The sequence below is a fragment of the Pseudoalteromonas sp. NEC-BIFX-2020_002 genome (assembly GCF_013002825.1).
GTDB lineage: Bacteria > Pseudomonadota > Gammaproteobacteria > Enterobacterales > Alteromonadaceae > Pseudoalteromonas > Pseudoalteromonas neustonica.
Window position 1 is genome coordinate 538,336 of sequence record NZ_JABEPJ010000001.1, and the last position, 19,759, is coordinate 558,094.

The window sequence follows — 19,759 nt, forward strand, 5'->3', positions numbered from 1 at the left end:
AGAGTACGTCTCTACAAGGTTTAATTTTACAGCTTACAGCTTACAGCTTACAGCTTACAGCTTACAGCTTACTATTTATTGCGGTTTTCTTTACTAAACGCGCGGATCTTACGTTTTTGCGAAAGCGTTACTTTATTAGTACGTCCTGCAAATGGGTTTTCGCCTTCTCTAAATTCAATTTTGATTGGCGTGCCCATAATTTTTAGTGCTTTACGGTAGTAGTTCATCAGGTAGCGTTTATAGCTATCAGGTAAATCATGTACTTGGTTACCGTGGATCACAATACGTGGCGGATTATAACCACCTGCATGGGCATATTTAAGCTTCACACGACGACCACGAACAAGCGGTGGCTGGTGATCGGCTTGTGCCATATCCATGATACGACGTAGCATAGCGGTGCTGATACGTTTAGTTGCTGAGGCATAAGCTTCGTCAATTGACTCAAATAAATGGCCAACCCCCGTACCATGCAAAGCAGAGATAAAGTGTAAGCGTGCGAAGTCAATAAAGCCTAAACGACGATCAAGCTCAGATTTGATACGGTCTTTGACGTAGTCATCCAGACCATCCCATTTATTCACGGCAATAACCAGTGAACGACCAGAGTTTAAAGCAAAGCCAAGTAAGCTTAAATCTTGATCAGAAATACCGTCACGCGCATCAACAACCAATAACACGACGTTACAATCTTCGATTGCTTGTAGTGTTTTGATCACTGAGAACTTTTCAACGACATCACTTACTTTTTTACGTTTACGAACACCAGCGGTATCGATTAATACGTACTCTTTTTCATTACGCGTCATTGGAATGTAAATAGAGTCGCGTGTTGTGCCTGGCATATCATAAACAATAACCCGCTCTTCACCCAATATACGGTTAGTTAGCGTTGACTTACCAACATTAGGGCGACCAATGATAGCCAATTTCACTGGCTTATCAGCAAACGCTTCTTGCTCAATCTCTTCGCCATCTTCAGCGTATAAATCTACAAGTTCTTCGTCATCACCAGTGCCATCATCATTTAATGCTGATAACTCAGCGATCACGGGCTGCAAAGTTTGCTCAAGTAACAAAGTGATACCGCGGCCATGTGCTGCAGCAATATGGTGTACTTCGCCTAACGATAATTGATAAAACTCAGCGCAGTTTGAATCGGCATCAATACCATCGGTTTTGTTGGCAACAACAAAGCTTTTCTTCTCTTGTTTGCGTAAATGGTTTGCAATGGCTTGATCAGCCACCGTCATACCTACGCGCGCATCAACTAAGAATAATACGATGTCAGCTTCTTCAATCGCGAGTAGCGATTGATCAGCCATCTCGATTTCAATGCCTTTTTCTGAGCCATCGATACCACCCGTGTCTACCACGATAAATTCATAGCCATCGTAATTAGCTTGGCCATATTTTCTATCTCGTGTAAGGCCCGGGAAATCGGCAACGAGTGCGTCACGAGTACGTGTTAAACGGTTAAATAATGTGGATTTGCCCACATTGGGTCGCCCAACTAGAGCGATCACGGGAAGCATAAACTACCTCTTAAAAAAACAACAAAGGCTTCGCAGTGCGAAGCCTTAAAAAAATACATTTAGTATTAGTAAGTTAGTTCGGAATTTTTACCGCACTTACTTCACCATCTCGGGTGTATAAAATCAGTTTGTCGTCCGCAACAACTGGCTCAACAAAGAAACCTGAACTGTCGAAGTCTTCACGCGATACAAGCTCGCCTGACTCTTTATTTAGCCAATGTAAGTAACCTTCTTGGTCGCCTAATGCTAAATAATTTCCTGCTACCGCAGGCCCTGTTAAATACCAACCACGAAGGGCCGGTTGACTCCAGCGTTCAATGCCAGAGCTTTTATCAAGTGCATATACAACGCCGTCACTATCTACTACATAGATAGTTTGTCCATCCATAGACATCTCACGGTAACTGCTGTACTCGCGTTTCCATACAACGTTACCTGAGCGAATATCAACAGCGGCTAAATTACCATTATAGGCAATAGCATACGCGTAAGGTCCGCTGATCAGTGGTTGTGTGTCAACATCAACTAGGCGTTCAAACTCTGATGAGCCTTTTGCTGTTGCTATTTCAGAACTCCATGCTGAGTAACCGCTTTCAGAAATAAATACACTTAGTTTGCCTGTTTCAAGGCCAACTAATACACCACCGTTAGCAACGGTTGGTGAGCTTTGCCCACGTAATGTTAGTGCTGGTACTTCTTGCTCATGACTCCAGCGCTCTTCGCCAGTATCAGGGTGTAGGGCAAGTAATTTACCAGAACCTAAATTAACAAAAATAAGGCCATCGCCTGCCGCTGGTTTAGATAATACTTCACCAGGGACTGTTTTACGCCAAACAATTTCACCTGTTTCACGGTCAAGCGCTGTTAAATAGCCGTGCTCAGAGCCGATAAATATTTTGCCATAAGCTTGTAAAATACCACCAGAGAGTTTTGCACTGACGTCACTTTCCCATGGCCAAAATGTTGTATTTTCACGTACGTCAGTTTGCCAAATAGTATCACCATTAACCAGTGATAGAGCTTCGACTTCACCTTCACGGTTTGCTACAAAAACACGATCATTGTAAACGGCTGGCGTAAGACGAGAAAAATAATGTTCTACACCATCGCCAATACTTTCTTGCCACACTACGTCGGTTTCAAATTGATTAACGATTTCAGGTAATACGAGTTCTTCTTCGTCATCGCTAGATGAGCAACCCATTAGGGTAGCCATACATAAAGCGATACTTGCTGCTGTTAATTTTTTCATGGTAACCCCTTATGCCGCTGGGCTAGTTACTGCCAAGTCATCAAGTTTGATTTGCAATAATGGGTTATTCTCAAGGCCACCTGCATCTGCGGCACTTTGATACGCCGTACGAGCTTGCTCTTGTTTACCTTGAGCTGTGTAAACATCACCTTGTAACTCAGCCACTGCAGCTGCAAATGCAGGCGATAGCGTGGTATTTAATGTTGTTAATGCTTGGTCATATTGCTGTTGTGCAATTTGAACTCGTGCTAAACGTGTCGTCGCAGTTGCTTTTAAGTCGCTATTAGCAACGTTGCTGATAATCCAGTTTAATTTTTCGCTGGCAACATCTAATTTATCTTGTTCAACGGCTTCTTTTGCAGCAACAAAAGCGGCAAGTACGCTGTAGTTAGTATCTTTATTATCAGCGATAAACTGATCAGCAGCACCAAGAACTTCGCCACCTTCAACTAGTTGAGTGTAGGCATCTGATGCGGATTCAGCCGTGGTTAGTTGATTCTGGTTATAGGCTTTCCAGCCATACAAACCACCTAAACCAACAATTACGCCAAGCGCAAGTGATAGGCCATTTTCACGGAAAAAGCGCTTAATTGCTTCAGCTTGTTGTTCTTCTGTTGAATAAATATCCATTCTTACCTCTTATACTATTTAGCTTTGCACAAGCTCAGCTAACAGCGTTTTAATTTGTTCTAATTCTAATGTGACTTGCTCTTTACGTTCTCGTAAATATTTAACAGTCACAACGCCTTGTTCTAATTCGTCATCGCCAATGATCAGTGCAACCACTGCATCACTTTTATCGGCACGTTTTAATTGCTTTTTAAAGTTACCACCACCTGCGTGAACCATAACTCGCAGGCCAGGTACTTCAGCACGTAATTTAGCCGCAATAAGTGGCGCTTGAATACTTGCTTTATCGCCCATTGCCGCCAAATATACATCAGCATTACGGCGAATGTCACCAACACATTCTAAAGCTTGTAACAATAGTACTAAACGCTCAAGTCCCATAGCAAAGCCCACAGCAGGAGTGGCTTTACCGCCAAGCTGTTCAACTAAACCATCGTAACGCCCACCGGCACATACAGTACCTTGTGCACCTAGGCTGTCTGTTACCCACTCAAAAACAGTGCGGTTATAGTAATCAAGGCCGCGTACGAGCTTTTCATTAACCGTGTATATGACGCCAGCCGCGTCTAAACGTTCACATAAATTTTCAAAATGTGCTTTTGATTCAGCATCTAAGTGCTCAGACAGTTTAGGCGCATCAGTTAAGATGGCTTGTACGTCTGGGTTTTTACTATCAAGTACACGCAAAGGGTTTGAATGCATACGACGTTTTGAGTCTTCATCGAGTACATCAATATGTTGCTCTAAATAAGCAACTAATGCATCACGGTAATCAGCGCGCGCTTCATTCGAACCTAAAGAATTAAGCTCTAAACGAACGTGTTCATTAATACCAAATGCTTGCCATAATTGTGCAGTTAGTAATATCACTTCTGCATCAATATCAGCACTGGCAATACCAAACGTTTCTAAACCAAACTGATGAAATTGACGATAACGGCCTTTTTGCGGACGCTCATGACGAAACATTGGGCCCATATACCAAAGGCGTTGCTCTTGGTTATACAGTAAACCGTTTTGGTTACCTGCACGAACACACACTGCAGTACCTTCAGGGCGCAAGGTTAGTAAGTCGCCATTACGATCTGCAAAGGTATACATTTCTTTTTCTACAATATCGGTTACTTCACCAATAGAGCGCTTAAAAAGATCGGTTGATTCTACAATTGGAAAACGAATTTCTTGATAACCGAACGATGCTACCGTCTCGCGTAAAATGTTTTCTACTTTCTGCCAAACTTGTGTATCGCCTGGCAGACAATCGTTCATACCGCGAACTGCCTGAATTTGTTTTGCCACTGATAAATCCTAAAAACTGTTTTTGTGTAATAAATAAAAGACTACACAACAAGAATGCTAAAAATTGACCCGCCATTATAGCTGGCATGCGTGCGGCAAACCACCCAGTTTGCCGACTATATTGACTTTATTCGACGATTTTTATGTCAATTGGGGTCTGTTTTTCTTTTTCGGCGATAAAGTCACGTACATAACCTTCGAGCTGATCAACAATATTGTTGTTATCAATGCGGGCTTTTTGGCGCTCACCATTGATATAAAGGCCTGAACGGCGGTTTGCACCGGCTAAACCAATGTCACTGACAAGTGCTTCACCTGGGCCATTTACTACGCAACCAATGACCGATACCGACACCGGCTCGATGATATCTTCCAAGCGTTCTTCAAGTGCATTCATGGTGCTAACCACATCAAACTCTTGGCGAGAACAGCTTGGGCACGCAATAAAATTAATCCCACGAGAACGAATTCGTAATGATTTTAGAATATCAAAACCGACTTTGATTTCTTGCACAGGATCAGCCGCCAAGGAGACACGTAAAGTATCGCCAATGCCCTCGGCAAGTAACATACCTAAGCCAACTGCAGACTTAACTGAGCCAGAACGCATGCCGCCAGCTTCTGTAATACCAAGATGTAAAGGTTGGTCAATTTCTTTTGCGAGCAGGCGGTATGCGCCAACCGCTAAAAATACGTCAGAGGCCTTTACTGATATTTTAAATTGGTCGAAATCGAGGCGGCGCAAAATATTCACATGGCGCATGGCTGATTCAAGCAAAGCCTCTGGTGTAGGCTCGCCATATTTTTCTTGCAAATCGCGCTCTAACGAGCCGCCATTAACACCAATACGAATGGGAATATTGTGCTCACGAGCAGAGTCAACGACCGCACGAATGCGTTCTTCGCTGCCGATATTGCCCGGATTAATACGCAGGCAATCTACACCATATTTCGCTACTTTGAGCGCAATACGGTAGTCAAAATGAATGTCTGCGACAAGCGGGATAGTTACTTGCTCTTTTATACTTCTAAATGCGTCGGCCGCATCCATGGTTGGCACAGATACGCGCACAATATCTGCGCCTGCATCTTGAATTGCCTGAATTTGTGCAACGGTTGCATCAACATCCATAGTATCGGTGTTGGTCATTGACTGCACGGCAATCGGGGCACCATCACCTATAGGTACATTACCTACATTTATACGCGTTGACTTTCTGCGTTTGATTGGAGATTCTGAAAACATAGCGACTACTCTGCTAGTGGTAAATTAAATTTGGCTAAACGGTTTTGTGGAAAATGTGATATATCAATAGCATCACCGTCTAATGTGATATCAATAACTTGGTGTTTGCCCAAGACGACAGAAAAAGGTGGTTTTCCTGATACCGTCATCACATAACCTGCTTTTTTCACACCAAAGGCGACTTTATCGCCTTCACCGTCGTGTATTTCTACCCAACTCTCTTGATTAAAGCGCATAACAATTGTGCTTAAAGCGTTTTCTTTATCAGCTGTCGCTGTTTGCGTCGCTTTGCTACTTGGAAACGATACTTGTGATGCCGAAAGTCTCATTTGTTCTATTTTAGTGCGTTTTTCGTCATCTGGTAAAACGCTGTCATCATTAGCGTCATCGGCTGTAAAATCAGCATTGGTAATATCACGTTCTTTAAGTTCAGTTGTGTTTTTTGGTACTTGGTTTTCTTCATCACTACCGAGTGTATTATTTAATAATGGTGTAACCACTGACTCTTTGATGGGAGTGGCATTTTGCCACCACCAAAGTGCAGAAGAACCAATAACAATGGCTAAAATTGCATAGCTAACCAGCATTAGACGGCTATCGTTTGCTTCTTTTTCTGTGCGTTTTGAAAAACTTTGCATATTGCTTTTTTTAAGCACTTCGGGTTGTTCAGGAAACAAATTCATCACTGCTGTTTTATCTAAATTAAATTCACGGCAGTAGCTTTTTGCATACCCTTTAGTAAAGGTTGCAGGGCCAAGAAGAAGATGGTCGTCGTTTTCCAAGTGCTGCAATTGCAATACGGATAATTTTAATTTATTTGCTAGCTCTTCACGGCTAACATTGGCCTGCTCTCGGGCATTTTTTAAAGTCTGACCAAGAGTGATCGGCGTTGATTCAGTATTTTCATCATTCATAAAGCGTATGATTCAGGATCCACTAGTAACAGTCTATGCCCAGGTTTAAGTGCAACATCCGGGCTTAATTTATTCCATCGCATTAACTGATCAATTAATAAACGACGCTCAGTGGCAATACTGTATAAGGTATCACCAGTGTTAATTTTGTAATAAATATTGGGGTCATTGAGGTAAATATTAGTCCCATTGGCCACCCGATCAGATTCTCTTAGACCATTCCATTGGAGTAACTTTTGTAGTTTAACATTGTATCGTACAGAAATGCTAAATAGGTTTTCACCATCTTGTAGAACATGGTAAGGAGTTGTTAGTTGAGGGACGCGAGAGTTGAGCATAGGTGCTTGATTGTATTGCTCAGTGCCAGAGAAGCGTACTTCAGGTTGATTGCTATAACGTTCATTTTGCCCTGCAAATACAGCTTCATTACGCTGCGGTTGATAAAATACCACCTTTTCATCTTCACTCAATTCACTTGAAAACTGAACTTGGTTGGTTGGTGCAGCTTGGCTTGAGTTGTTGTTCGTGTTGTTGTTGTTGTTGTTGTTGTTGCTGTTGGTACTGGGTGCGCCAAAAGAAACAATTTTAATGCCATCTTGAGGGGGCGTTTCTTTTTTTGTAACAGGCTTGGTATCGACACTTACAACAGCAGGGACATTTTTATTTACTACTGGCTGTGTTATTTGTTGATTAGCGGCTAAATGCACCGTTGGCACTGCTAATGTTGGCTCAGGTGCTTTCTCAACAATCACGTCTGGTATTATTACAGAACTAGCTGTGTGTTCTATTGGCGTATCAGGTGTCACATTTTTGTCTGGTGTTAAGGCTAATGCAGACATGACAGCAGCGGCATCATTATTTTTTTGTACTTGTTTAACAACCTGCGTTGGTGGCGTCACTATTGCAGGCTGCTCTTCGGTTACATTGGTTTCTATAATCGCCAATGCTGCTAGTACAGCACCTGTATCAACTGGAGGGCTGCTAATATTGACCGGTTGCTTGGTAATTGTTTCAGTAGACTGTAGCTCAACTTCCGTAACAGGCTCGGCCTTTGTGGGCTCTGCAGGCACAGTTAATAAAGCAGAATTTAAGTCATTAGAACTTGCTCGTACAACGTCATTTTTTTGCGTTGTTACAGAGTCAATACTTGTTGGCTTATTGATTGCCTGCGCCGCTGTGGTTTTTGGCGGCGCTTTTTTCTTTTTTACAATGCGCATTTTTGGCGCTGAGTTAAAAGTGCCACTTGGGCTATTTTCTTTTAACTCGTCTAATTTTGCTTGTCGATATTGTAAGCGCAATATTTCAAATTCACTGTGTTTGATTCGTTGTTCACGAATAAGCACCGCTTCATTTGTTGTAGGGTAGGTTTGCAGTATCGTTGCGGCAGTGGTTTCAGCTTTTTCGATATGTCCCATACGTTGTTCTATCAAATAACTTAAAAACAACGATCGAGACGATATTTGCCCTGAATTTTCATAACGTTCAAGGAGTGCTTGTGCTTTATGTAAGTCACTTTTGGCATAATATAATGCAGCTAAACTAATGAGTGACGATGCACGCATTGAACTATGTTTTATCGCTGATATGAAATACTTCTCGGCATTATCAAAATCGTCAAATTCGATTGCACATAATGCTAAGTTTTCATAACTTTCAGCAACCCGAATATAGCTCGGGATCGAAATTGCTTTAAGTAATTGCTCTGTGGCGCGGTCATATTCATCAATGCCACACAAAAATACACCATAGTTATTACGTGTATTTGGATCATCAGGGTTTATTTCAAGTGCTTTTTGGTAGGATTTATCAGCAAGTATATTCTCACCGACTTGCTGGTAGTAATAAGCAAATGAATAGTGTACTTCGGGTAAGTTTGGCGCGAAAGATGCGGCTCGCTCGAGGTTATACTTTGCTTGTGAATTATTACCAGTATTTAAATATTGAAGAGCAAGAGCGATACGCGTGCGTGCTGCACCGACATTGTTGATTTTATTTTCGACAACGGGTTTGTCATTGCCATCATAACTATTCTCAGTCACACAGCCTGTTAGAGCAAGTACGCTGACAGTTAAAGCAAGTAAGGATCGCATTTCCTAATCTCTTTATTATTATCCATATATTGTGCCTATCTTACCTAAAAGCACTCGTGTTGCATCAATTATTTACTCAACACAGGTGCTTTTGGTTTTTTAGATAAGTTAAGCTTGGTGAATATTCACCGAAATAGCATTATCGTCACGCATTTTCTTTTTCGCTAAACGTTTAGTACGGTCAACAACATCACCCACTAATTGGCCGCAGGCTGCATCAATGTCGTCACCACGAGTACGACGAACAATACAGGTAATACCCGCTGCTTGTAACACTTTTGAAAAGCGATCAATACGGCTATTACTTGAGCGTGTATATTCGTTACCCGGGAATGGGTTAAACGGAATAAGGTTCACTTTAGACGGGGTGCCTTTTAGCGTTTTAACTAACTCATGAGCCTGATCTGTGCTGTCATTAATACCGTTTAGCATTACATACTCAATGGTTACGTCTTTATTAGCTTTAGACCCATCAATGTAACGACGACATGCAGCTAAAAACTCTTCAATCGGGTATTTTTTATTGATTGGCACTAAAATATCACGCAACGCGTTATCAGGCGCATGCAGAGAAATTGCCAATGCAACGTCGATTTTTTCTTTTAATAAATCAAGTGCAGGTACAACACCAGACGTACTTAACGTAACGCGGCGCTTAGATAAACCAAAGCCCCAATCGTCCATCATTAATTCCATTGCTGGCACAACGTTTTTAAGATTAAGTAATGGCTCACCCATACCCATCATTACGACGTTAGTGACAGGGCGTTTTTCACTATGACCATCAAGGCCAATATCTTTAGCAACGCGCCAAACTTGGCCAATGATCTCAGATACTTTTAAGTTACGGTTAAAGCCTTGTTGTGCAGTAGAGCAGAATGTACATTCAAGCGCACAACCTACCTGTGAAGATACACATAAAGTTGCGCGTTCTTTTTCAGGGATCCAAACAGCTTCAACTTCTTGGCCGCCTTCAAGTATAAGCGCATACTTAATCGTGCCGTCACTGGCTTGCTGGCGTACAGTGATCTCAGGTGCAACAATTTCGCATTCAGCTTTAAGTTTTTCTTTTAGCTTTTTGTTTACGTTGCTCATGTCGTCAAAGTTATCAACGCCAAAATGATAAATCCATTTCATCACCTGGTCACTACGAAACGGTTTTTCACCGAACGATGCAAATAGTTCGCGCATTGCTTCTCGGTTTAAATCTAATAAATTAATCTTTTTTTGCTCGGTGGTCATGAAACAACCTTAATCAGTGACGGTGGTGATAAAAATTTACAAGGGCGAATTGTACACAATTCACACACTTTAATCATTAAGTAAAACATCATAAATAGAGTGTTTAATACTTTACATAATGACTAAAAAAGGGCTCGAAAGCCCTTTTCATACTTTGCATCACAGGGTTAGCTGTGAAACTCGAATTAACGAGTACGTGGGCAAAGCTCTTCGTCAGCGAAGAAATACGCGATTTCGCGAGCAGCAGATTCAACAGCATCAGAACCGTGAACAGCATTTTCGTCGATGCTATCAGCGTAGTCTGCACGTAAAGTGCCAGCTAGTGCTTCAGCAGGGTTAGTAGCACCCATGATTTCGCGATTTTTAAGAACAGCGTTTTCGCCTTCAAGAACTGTAACCATTACTGGACCAGATGTCATGAAAGATACTAAAGCACCAAAGAAAGGGCGCTCGCTGTGCTCTGCGTAGAAACCTTCAGCTTTCTCTTGTGAAAGGTGAACCATTTTAGCTGCAACGATTTTAAGGCCAGCAGATTCGAAACGGTTGTAGATAGCGCCAATGTGGTTTTTTGCAACTGCATCAGGTTTTACGATTGAGAAAGTACGCTCTAAAGCCATCTTTATGCTCCAATAATTTTAAGTAAAAGTGTGAATATTAACGGGCGCGAATTATACGCGCTTTAGGAGGTAATGCCTAGTATTATTAAAAACGAGCAAAATGACAATTAGACCGTTTCAAAGAATAGGAGGAAAATGATTTTAGTTTTCTAGGTTGATTTTGATGACGTTTTGTTAATTGTTGTTACCTTTTGTGTTGCTTTGTTAATTTTAAGGTGAGTTGTTGCTGGGGGTGAAAATGTACTGTAAGTTTAGCCGCTCTATAGGATTTTTTTCTTACACAAAGGAGATAATAAAAATGAAAAAGTTATTAGTGATTGCGCTGTTAGCCAGCTTTATTACAGCGTGTGGTTCAGACAACGAGGCTGCATTAGAATGCCCGCCTACAGCGATTGCAATTGATATAAATGACATTGAATTAGCGGTTAATAATGGCCAGTACCAAGCGAATACTTTAATTTCCTACGACAAAATCAACGTATCATTTGAAGCCTCAGGCACCAATGTTTACAGTGCCGGTAACGAATTCGATGAAAACAAAACGTATGCTGAAAATTGCGTAACCTTGCCTGTTGTTATCCCGGCTAATAATAAATTAACCAAGCTTAATGTTTATTCGTCCGCTGACTTTAGTGCTGACTTAACAGCTGGCAGCAGTTTAAACGATGTGTTTAGTGTCATTGAATTTAATATTGAGAATAGTCAAGAAGCGGTTACAGTTACAAAAGTGCAAGAGTTACTGCCCGTTATGATGCAAAGGTACTTTAATTTTACACTAAATACAGCGCCTGAATTTGAAAGCAGCCATGTGTTTTATATCGAAATTAGCTTAGACAACGGTAAGCAGTTTTTACTAGAGACCCCTGAGGTTTTACTTTCTAACTAACTGGCACACCTCACGGTATGGTTAACATCTCAGCTGTAAAGGCTCACTTGCTATTGCAGCTGAGATAATTTAAAAAAGAATAAGACGGGTTTGATTGATTCTGATCAACATAAAGCTACCTTAAACGCCATACACTCTCGCGCTTCACTTAATCTCAATTTTCATGCAACTGATTTGCACTCAGTTCGATGTATGGAGCGCGCATGCCGTCAGCTATTTCTACCCCTAATTCATCTACCCCAGATCTTTTTGTGCCTGAGTTGCTATCGCCAGCAGGCAGTTTAAAAAATATGCGTTACGCATTCGCCTACGGTGCAGATGCCGTGTATGCGGGGCAGCCTCGTTACAGTTTACGGGTGCGAAATAATGAATTTGATCTCGATACCCTTAAAATAGGCATTAACGAAGCTCACGCACAAGGTAAAAAGTTTTATGTGGTATCAAACATCGCGCCGCACAACGCTAAAGTTAACTCTTACCTGCGTGATATTGAACCTGTGATAGCTATGAAACCGGATGCGTTGATCATGTCAGATCCTGGTTTAATCATGCTAGTTCGTGACAAGTGGCCCGATATGCCCATTCATCTATCGGTACAAGCGAATGCGGTAAACTTCGCAAGCGTTAAGTTTTGGGCAAAGCAGGGCATAGAACGCGTTATTTTATCGCGCGAATTATCACTTGAAGAAATCAGCGAAATTCGCACACTGTGCCCAGAAACAGAGCTCGAAGTATTTGTACATGGCGCACTATGTATGGCGTATTCAGGGCGTTGCTTGCTCTCGGGTTACATAAACAAGCGGGATCCTAACCAAGGTACTTGCACTAATGCATGTCGTTGGGAGTACGACGTAAAGCCCGGCACTGAGAACGAAACCGGTGAGATGGTACATAAAATTGATCCGAAAGATGTGATCCCGACACTTGGCGAAGGCGCACCGAGCGACGACATTGTGATGCTTGAAGAGCAAGGCCGCCCTGGTGAATATATGCCCGCGTTTGAAGACGAGCACGGCACTTACATCATGAATTCAAAAGATTTACGCGCTATACAATACGTTGATCAATTAACAAAAATGGGCGTGCACAGCTTAAAAATAGAAGGGCGTACTAAATCATTTTATTACGTAGCCCGCACCGCACAAGTGTACCGCAAAGCCATTGATGATGCCGTGGCAGGTAAACCCTTTGATGCCAACCTATTTAAAACACTTGAGAGTCTAGCACATCGAGGGTATACCGAAGGCTTTTTAAAACGCCACGCTCACCAAGACTACCAAAACTACGAATACGGCCATTCAGTGTCAGACAAACAACAGTTTGTTGGCGAAGTGCTTGGTCGAGATGAGCACGGGTTAGTGCAGATTGATGTGAAGAATAAGTTTTGCGTGGGCCACTCACTGGAGCTAATGACCCCGCTGGGTAACTTTAACTTTACACTGCAAGCGATGCAGAACAAAAAAGGTGAGAATATTACTGACGCCAAAGGCTCTGGCCACATCGTTAGTATCCTATTACCTGAAAGCATAAACTTAGAACATGCTATTTTGATGCGTAACTTGGATGAAAACCAAGATACCCGTAATCCGTTTAAAAAAGCCGTGGTTTAACCACGGCAATACGATTTAACTCTTTGTATTAATTCACCTCTTTCTGTAAAAAAATGTATCAATCTATTAAAGCTAATCCCTACTTTTACGATCCCTTATTTCTCGGTTAACAATTTACCTTTAAGCTCATACATGATTCTTTTGTTGATCTGAACGTATTTGGTAAGTTCAAACACAATCGAGATTTAAGAACTTACCACCTTACCACTTTTTAATTTTGTTATTACCAATTCTTTGGTTTTATCTCCTATCTATTGATCCTGGTTTTGCTTGCTACTTTTGTTTATATTTATCAGTACTTTATTGGTTTTTGTTCTCCGCTTTTTTTACTTGTAGCTTTTTTAATTATGAAAACACTATAGTTTTATTATTACCTATTTAAATTATTGATATACAAATTGGTTGACAATATGCTTGCTGGGTAATACTGTTTTCATACGTTGATTGGTAAGTTTTTACGAGTGATGTATTTTACCTCTCAGCAAATTTTCAGAGTTTTACTACTATTAGGGAAACTCCAGAGGTTCAATAAAGCGAAGCTGTGTCACTGATACTTAGCTGATAAATAGCGTTGAAATAAACGCTCAATAATTTAGGAGTTATTCATGTCTAAACCAACAATTGGTTTCATTGGGCTAGGCCTTATGGGCGGCAATATGGTCGAGAACTTACAAAATAAAGGCTACGAGCTGGTTGTAATGGACCTTAATAAAGAGTCTGTTGCTAAATGTGTTGAGCGTGGCGCGAAAACGGTGGCCACAGCAAAAGAGCTTGCAGCCGCAGCTGACATTGTCATGCTGTGTTTAACAACATCAACAATTGTTGAAAAAGTCGTATACGCAGAAGATGGTTTGCTTGCCGGTTTTAAAGCCGGCTCAGTCCTTATTGATTTTGGTACATCAATTCCATCATCAACAAAGAAAATTGGTGCAGATCTCGCTGAAAAAGGCGTTGGTATGATTGATGCGCCATTGGGCCGTACGCCAGCACACGCTAAAGACGGGTTGTTGAATATTATGGCCGCAGGTGATTTAGAAACATTCAATAAAGTGAAGCCTGTGTTAGCAGAGCAAGGCGAGAACGTGTTTCATTTAGGTGAACTTGGTGCTGGTCACACAACAAAATTAATTAATAATTTTATGGGGATGACAACAGTGTGTGCAATGTCGCAAGCATTTGCAGTGGCGGATCGTGCAGGTGTTGATCGTCAACAATTGTTTGACATTATGTCAACGGGCCCTTCTAACTCGCCGTTTATGCAATTTTGCAAAAATTACGCTGTAGATAATGTAAGTGATTTAGGTTTTTCAATCGCAAATGCTAATAAAGACTTGGGTTACTTCCTGCAAATGGTGTCTGACCTTGGTACTGAATCGAAAATTGCAGAAGGTTCATCAGCTAATTTACAAGCAGCGTTTGATGCAGGCATGGGGCAAGGCAACGTACCTGAAATTTTTGATTACTTTAAAACACTAGATAAATAATTCTGGTTAATTTTAGGTGCTAGGCAAGATGTTTAGCACCTTTACACACACATATAAACACTGGGAAAGCGAGTTATCTTATTCGGGTAACAGTATAATCCAGTCATACGAGTTAACTATGCGATTGATCAATCTAACTATAATAAAATTTAGCCTAGTTATCCTTGGTTGTATTTCAACAGCAGCAACAGCCAAAGACTACTTTATTGATAACCAACAAGCCTACAAGGATATTGCGCAGCAATTAAAAGCGGGCGATAACGTTATTTTAAAAAATGGTACGTGGACAGACTTCGAAATATTGCTCCAAGGTCAGGGTACAGAGCAGTCCCCCATTCATCTCAGCGCAGAAACCAAAGGTAAAGTTATTTTATCTGGGCAATCTAACCTTCGCCTTGCTGGGGAATACCTTCATGCCAGCGGTTTGGTATTTAAAAATGGCTTCACCCCCACTTCTGCAGTTATTGAGTTTCGCCGCAATAAAAATGAGCTAGCTCGTCATTCACGAGTTTCAGAAGTTGTAATCGATAACTATAACAATCCCGATAAGCGAGAATCAGATTATTGGGTTGCGTTGTATGGCCAACATAATCGCTTTGATCATAACCATTTAGTGGGTAAACGCAATAAAGGCGTAACGGTTGCTGTACGTTTGAATAATAAACAAAGCCAAGAAAACTACCATCAGATAGACCATAACTACTTTGGTTATCGCCCGACGTTTGGTTCAAACGGAGGGGAAACGTTGCGCATTGGTACAAGCCATTACTCTTTGACGGACTCATTCACGCTTGTTGAGAAGAACTATTTTGAGCAAACGAATGGTGAAGTAGAAATTATTTCGATTAAATCAGGTAAAAACATTGTCCGTAACAATGTGTTTTTTGAAGCCCGGGGTACATTGACCATGCGCCATGGTAATGGGAACTTAATTGAAGAAAATATCTTTTTTGGTAATGGTGTAGATCATACCGGTGGGATTCGGGTTATCAATAAAGATCAAATAATCCGTAATAATTACCTTGAAGGATTAACTGGCTTTCGTTTTGGCAGTGGCTTTACTGTGATGAACGGCGTGCCTAATTCATCGATTAATCGATATCACCAAGTAGAAAACGCACAAATAGAAAACAATACGTTTGTTAACGTGCGGCATATTCAGCTAGCGGCAGGCAGTGATGCTGAGCGCAGTGCAGTGCCAATTAATAGTGTAATGAAAAACAACCTCATTATTAATGAAAATAACCAGCAACCTTTTACCGCGTTTGACGACGTAAGTGGCATTAAATTTACTGGTAATCTTACCAATACTGAGGTGCTTAGTGATGTAGCGTACGGTGTAAAGCGACAAGCCATATCACTTAAGCGAAATAAAGCTGGGTTACTTCTGCCAAACACAAATAAGTTTAACGCAGGTGCAAAAGCTAATTTAACTGTATTGGCTAAAGACCAAACGGGTGTTACTTGGTATGAAAAAGTGCCCGCTATTATCGCTTTTGACTCAGGTAAAACACGTAGAGTTAAAGGCTCTGCTAACGCATTACTGAACGCGATTGAAGCGGCTGAGTCTGGCGATGTGTTAGAACTGACTGGCGGGCAATACGATGTATCTAAGCTTGTTGCGATTGATAAAGTACTCACTATTAAAGCACACAAAAAAGGCAAGACAACACTGACATTTGAGCGCTCAACATTATTTGAAATTCATGATGGTGGCAGCTTAAAGCTTGATGGATTAATTATTTCAGGCAAAAGCAGCCCAGACTCCGCTGGCAACAGTGTAGTGAGGACGAAAAAGTGGGGCATGGTTAATAATTATCGCTTAATGATGATGAATAGCCAGATAACAGACCTTGATATAAACCATACCTTTGACTTTTTTAAAACCGGTAAAGGTGCGCTTGCTGATGAAATAACATTCACGAATAACACATTTAATAAAGTGTCTGGCGATATCCTACGCTTAGACAGTGAAATTGAAGATCTAGGTATCTATAACGCGGATTATGTAACGCTTGTTGATAATCGCTTTAGCAATATCAATGGCAGTTTAATTAAGCTTTATCGTGGTGGCACTGATGAAAGCACGTTTGGTCCCCACTTGAGCATGACAGGTAACACCTTAACAAATGTAGGCCTTGGCAAACGCAATAAAAGCAATGCGAGTGTTTACCTCCATGGTGTGCAAGTTACGAATATAGATAACAATACCTTTGTTAAATCAGCACCTATTATTATTGAGCATACAGTGGGTGAGCCAAACACGATGATCATTAACAATACCTTCGATAGTACTGAACAGCCAAGTGTTACTGAGCTTAGAGTTGCAGGGCCGCACACGGCCACATTAATAAACAATAAAGTAATTAAGAATTAGTGGGGTGTTGTTGATGTCATTATCGAGCTTACAAACAAAATTAAAAGCGGGTGCTATGTCAGTTGTGCTTGCTGTCGCTTCATTTAGTTCTTTGGCTGCGCATCCTAATTTAGTGATCACGCAAAGCGATGTTGTCAAAATGCGTGGCGCACTTGATAGTCAAGGCTACTTTAGTGAACGCTATCACAGTTTAAAGGCGCAGGTTGATAAAGAAATTGCATTTCCAATTGTGGTGCCCGTGCCTAAAGATGGTGGCGGTGGTTACACTCATGAGCGCCATAAAAAGAATTATCAATTAATGTATCGTGCTGGGATTATTTATCAGCTTAGCCAACAACAAAAATACGCAAATTATGTTCGCGATATGTTACTTGAGTACGCAACACTTTATCCTAGCTTAGATGTACACCCGAAACGTAAAGTGAAATCACAAAACCCAGGGAAATTGTTTTGGCAAAGCCTAAATGAGGCAATGTGGTTAGTTTATACTATCCAAGCATACGATTTGGTTCATGATGCGCTGACAGATCAGCAAACTAATATCATTGAGCAACAGTTACTTCGTCCTGTTGCCTTATTCTTATCGCAAGGGCAACCAACAACATTCAATAAAGTGCACAACCATGGTACGTGGGCAACTGCTGGCGTAGGCATGGCGGGTTACGTTATGAACGAACCCGAATGGGTTGAAAAAGCGTTATATGACCTCGATAAGTCAGGTAAAGGAGGCTTTTTAAAGCAGCTAGATATGCTGTTCTCTCCACAAGGTTACTATAACGAAGGGCCTTATTACCAACGTTTTGCCTTATTACCCTTTGTTACTTTTGCACAAGCGATTGCACACAATGAGCCACAACGAAAAATTGCTGAGCACCGTGATGGCGTGTTGTTAAAAGCAATAGATACCACCATTCAATTGAGCTACAACGGCTTATTTTTTCCTATTAATGATGCTATTAAAAGTAAAGGTATTGATACCATTGAGCTTGTACATGGTGTTACGGTTGCCTACAGCCTAACTAATGATACTGGCTACTTAGATATTGCAAAGCAGCAAGGGCAAATCATTCTATCAGGTGATGGCCTAAAAGTAGCACAGGCGCTTGATAAAGGTTTAGCAACACCTTACACGTTTAAATCAGTGGCATTTGGTGACGGCAGTGATGGTAAAGAAGGCGCATTAGTTATTATGCGTAGCCAACTTGATGGCGACCAAGCACTGTTATTTAAGCCTGCAGCACAAGGTTTAGGGCATGGCCATTTCGATAAATTAACATGGCAGTTTTATGATAAAGGCGAAGAGATTGTCTCTGACTACGGTGCCGCGCGGTTTTTAAATGTGGAAGCTAAGTTTGATGGCCGGTACCTGCCAGAGAATAATAGTTACGCTAAACAAACGGTTGCTCACAATACCGTGGTGGTTGATGAAACGAGCCACTTCAATGGTGACGTAGAAGTAGGCAATAAAAATGCGCCAACACTTAACTTTTTTGAAACGTCAAAATACGGCACAGTATCAAGTGGTGAAATTAGCACCGCTTATAAAGGTGTTGAGCTTGAACGCACATTAGCCCTAGTGAATCTAAAAGAGTTGAACAGTACAGTCGCTCTAGATTTATTTAGTGTAGTGGCAGATAAAGCGCATCAACTTGATTTACCGCTTCATTATAAAGGACAGCTTATTGATACCAACTTTAAGCTCAAAGCCAATACTAAACAGTTATCGGCGCTGGGTGACAAAAATGGTTATCAGCATCTTTGGTTAAAAGCAGGATCAACACCTAAGCAAGGATTAGCAAAGGTATCTTGGCTGAACGACAATGGCCGCTTTTACACATCAACATCACTTGTTAATGGTGATGAATCCTTCTTATTCACTCAGATTGGTGCGACTGATCCTAACTTCAACTTACGCAATGAGCACGGTTTTATCCGCCGCGTATCAGGTACTAAGCAACATCAATTTGTTTCAGTACTTGAACCGCATGGTGAATATAACCCCAGTAAAGAATATACCTTAATGGCCCAAAGCAGAGTGACAAACTTAAAGCACTCACAGCAGGGTGAGATGGTACTTGTTGAGTTAGAAATAGCTAAAAAGCACTATTTGATCGCGATTAATAATGCGACGCTTACGAGTAAAAAATCATTTAAATATCAACATCAATCATATTCATTAAACGGCCGTTTAGGCGTTTATTTAATGAACAACATTTAGGAGTATTTGCTATGAGTAAGCAAAGCAATCACTTTACATTTGCTAACGAAGCAGAAATTGAAGACTTAGGTAATGGCTTAAAGCGCCAAATGTTGGGTTATAACGAAGAGCTGATGGCGGTCAAGATTTGGTTTGCAGAGGGGGCAATTGGTTATAACCATGCACACCGTCATTCTCAAGTGACTTATGTTGTAGAAGGGGAGTTTCACTTTAATATTGACGGTGTAACTAAAATTTTAAAAACGGGCGATAGCTGTTTCATTCCTCCGTATGCTGATCACGGCGCAACGTGCCCGACGGGGGGAATTTTAATTGATACATTCAGCCCTGCGCGCGAAGATTTTTTAGAGGATAAATAA

Annotated in this window: 15 protein-coding genes; 6 read left to right on the plus strand and 9 right to left on the minus strand. The window is 41.2% G+C overall.

The window, feature by feature from the left end; translation table 11 throughout:
* Positions 1-71: 71 nt before the first annotated feature.
* The 9 genes from der to ndk all read right to left on the minus strand — a co-directional run bounded on the left by der (position 72) and on the right by ndk (position 10,825).
* A complete protein-coding gene (gene der / locus HJP15_RS02205) occupies positions 72-1,535 on the minus strand; it encodes a ribosome biogenesis GTPase Der (RefSeq protein ID WP_054204076.1) in 1,464 nt (487 codons plus the stop codon).
* A 73-nt stretch (positions 1,536-1,608) separates the two neighbouring features.
* Positions 1,609-2,787: an outer membrane protein assembly factor BamB gene (gene bamB, locus HJP15_RS02210; protein ID WP_170172965.1), complete on the minus strand. Its 1,179-nt coding sequence runs from the start codon at positions 2,785-2,787 to the stop codon at positions 1,609-1,611.
* A gap of 9 nt (positions 2,788-2,796) precedes the next feature.
* Positions 2,797-3,417: a YfgM family protein gene (locus tag HJP15_RS02215; RefSeq protein WP_054204078.1), complete on the minus strand. Its 621-nt coding sequence runs from the start codon at positions 3,415-3,417 to the stop codon at positions 2,797-2,799.
* 18 nt (positions 3,418-3,435) lie between these two features.
* Positions 3,436-4,716, minus strand: coding sequence for a histidine--tRNA ligase (gene hisS / locus HJP15_RS02220; RefSeq protein WP_054204079.1), 1,281 nt, complete (start codon positions 4,714-4,716; stop codon positions 3,436-3,438).
* Positions 4,717-4,843: 127 nt separating this feature from the next.
* Positions 4,844-5,962: a flavodoxin-dependent (E)-4-hydroxy-3-methylbut-2-enyl-diphosphate synthase gene (gene ispG, locus HJP15_RS02225; protein WP_054204080.1), complete on the minus strand. Its 1,119-nt coding sequence runs from the start codon at positions 5,960-5,962 to the stop codon at positions 4,844-4,846.
* A gap of 5 nt (positions 5,963-5,967) precedes the next feature.
* Complete coding sequence (locus HJP15_RS02230; protein WP_054204081.1) at positions 5,968-6,876, minus strand: RodZ domain-containing protein; 909 nt, start codon at positions 6,874-6,876, stop codon at positions 5,968-5,970.
* Positions 6,873-8,966 carry a type IV pilus biogenesis/stability protein PilW gene (pilW, locus tag HJP15_RS02235; RefSeq protein ID WP_170172966.1) on the minus strand — a complete coding sequence of 698 codons (2,094 nt, stop codon included), beginning with the start codon at positions 8,964-8,966 and terminating at the stop codon, positions 6,873-6,875. The genes HJP15_RS02230 and pilW overlap by 4 nt, the downstream gene beginning before the upstream one ends.
* A 108-nt stretch (positions 8,967-9,074) precedes the next feature.
* A complete protein-coding gene (gene rlmN, locus HJP15_RS02240) occupies positions 9,075-10,208 on the minus strand; it encodes a dual-specificity RNA methyltransferase RlmN (protein ID WP_054204083.1) in 1,134 nt (377 codons plus the stop codon).
* Positions 10,209-10,393: 185 nt separating this feature from the next.
* Positions 10,394-10,825: a nucleoside-diphosphate kinase gene (gene ndk, locus HJP15_RS02245; RefSeq protein ID WP_054204084.1), complete on the minus strand. Its 432-nt coding sequence runs from the start codon at positions 10,823-10,825 to the stop codon at positions 10,394-10,396.
* Positions 10,826-11,123: 298 nt separating this feature from the next.
* Here ndk and HJP15_RS02250 point away from each other — a divergent pair, with 298 nt between their 5' ends.
* The 6 genes from HJP15_RS02250 to HJP15_RS02275 all read left to right on the plus strand — a co-directional run bounded on the left by HJP15_RS02250 (position 11,124) and on the right by HJP15_RS02275 (position 19,759).
* Positions 11,124-11,711 carry a putative periplasmic lipoprotein gene (locus tag HJP15_RS02250; RefSeq protein WP_054204085.1) on the plus strand — a complete coding sequence of 196 codons (588 nt, stop codon included), beginning with the start codon at positions 11,124-11,126 and terminating at the stop codon, positions 11,709-11,711.
* Positions 11,712-11,926: 215 nt separating this feature from the next.
* Positions 11,927-13,321 (plus strand): prephenate-dependent tRNA uridine(34) hydroxylase TrhP, encoded by a 1,395-nt coding sequence (gene trhP, locus HJP15_RS02255; RefSeq protein ID WP_170172986.1) that lies wholly within the window; start codon positions 11,927-11,929, stop codon positions 13,319-13,321.
* A 605-nt stretch (positions 13,322-13,926) separates the two neighbouring features.
* Positions 13,927-14,805: an NAD(P)-dependent oxidoreductase gene (locus HJP15_RS02260; RefSeq protein ID WP_054204086.1), complete on the plus strand. Its 879-nt coding sequence runs from the start codon at positions 13,927-13,929 to the stop codon at positions 14,803-14,805.
* A 118-nt stretch (positions 14,806-14,923) separates the two neighbouring features.
* Positions 14,924-17,182 (plus strand): polysaccharide lyase 6 family protein, encoded by a 2,259-nt coding sequence (locus HJP15_RS02265; RefSeq protein WP_170172967.1) that lies wholly within the window; start codon positions 14,924-14,926, stop codon positions 17,180-17,182.
* 55 nt (positions 17,183-17,237) lie between these two features.
* Positions 17,238-19,400, plus strand: coding sequence for a heparinase II/III domain-containing protein (locus HJP15_RS02270; RefSeq protein ID WP_502706958.1), 2,163 nt, complete (start codon positions 17,238-17,240; stop codon positions 19,398-19,400).
* An 11-nt stretch (positions 19,401-19,411) separates the two neighbouring features.
* Positions 19,412-19,759, plus strand: a complete 348-nt coding sequence (locus HJP15_RS02275) for a cupin domain-containing protein (protein ID WP_054204089.1) — start codon at positions 19,412-19,414, stop codon at positions 19,757-19,759.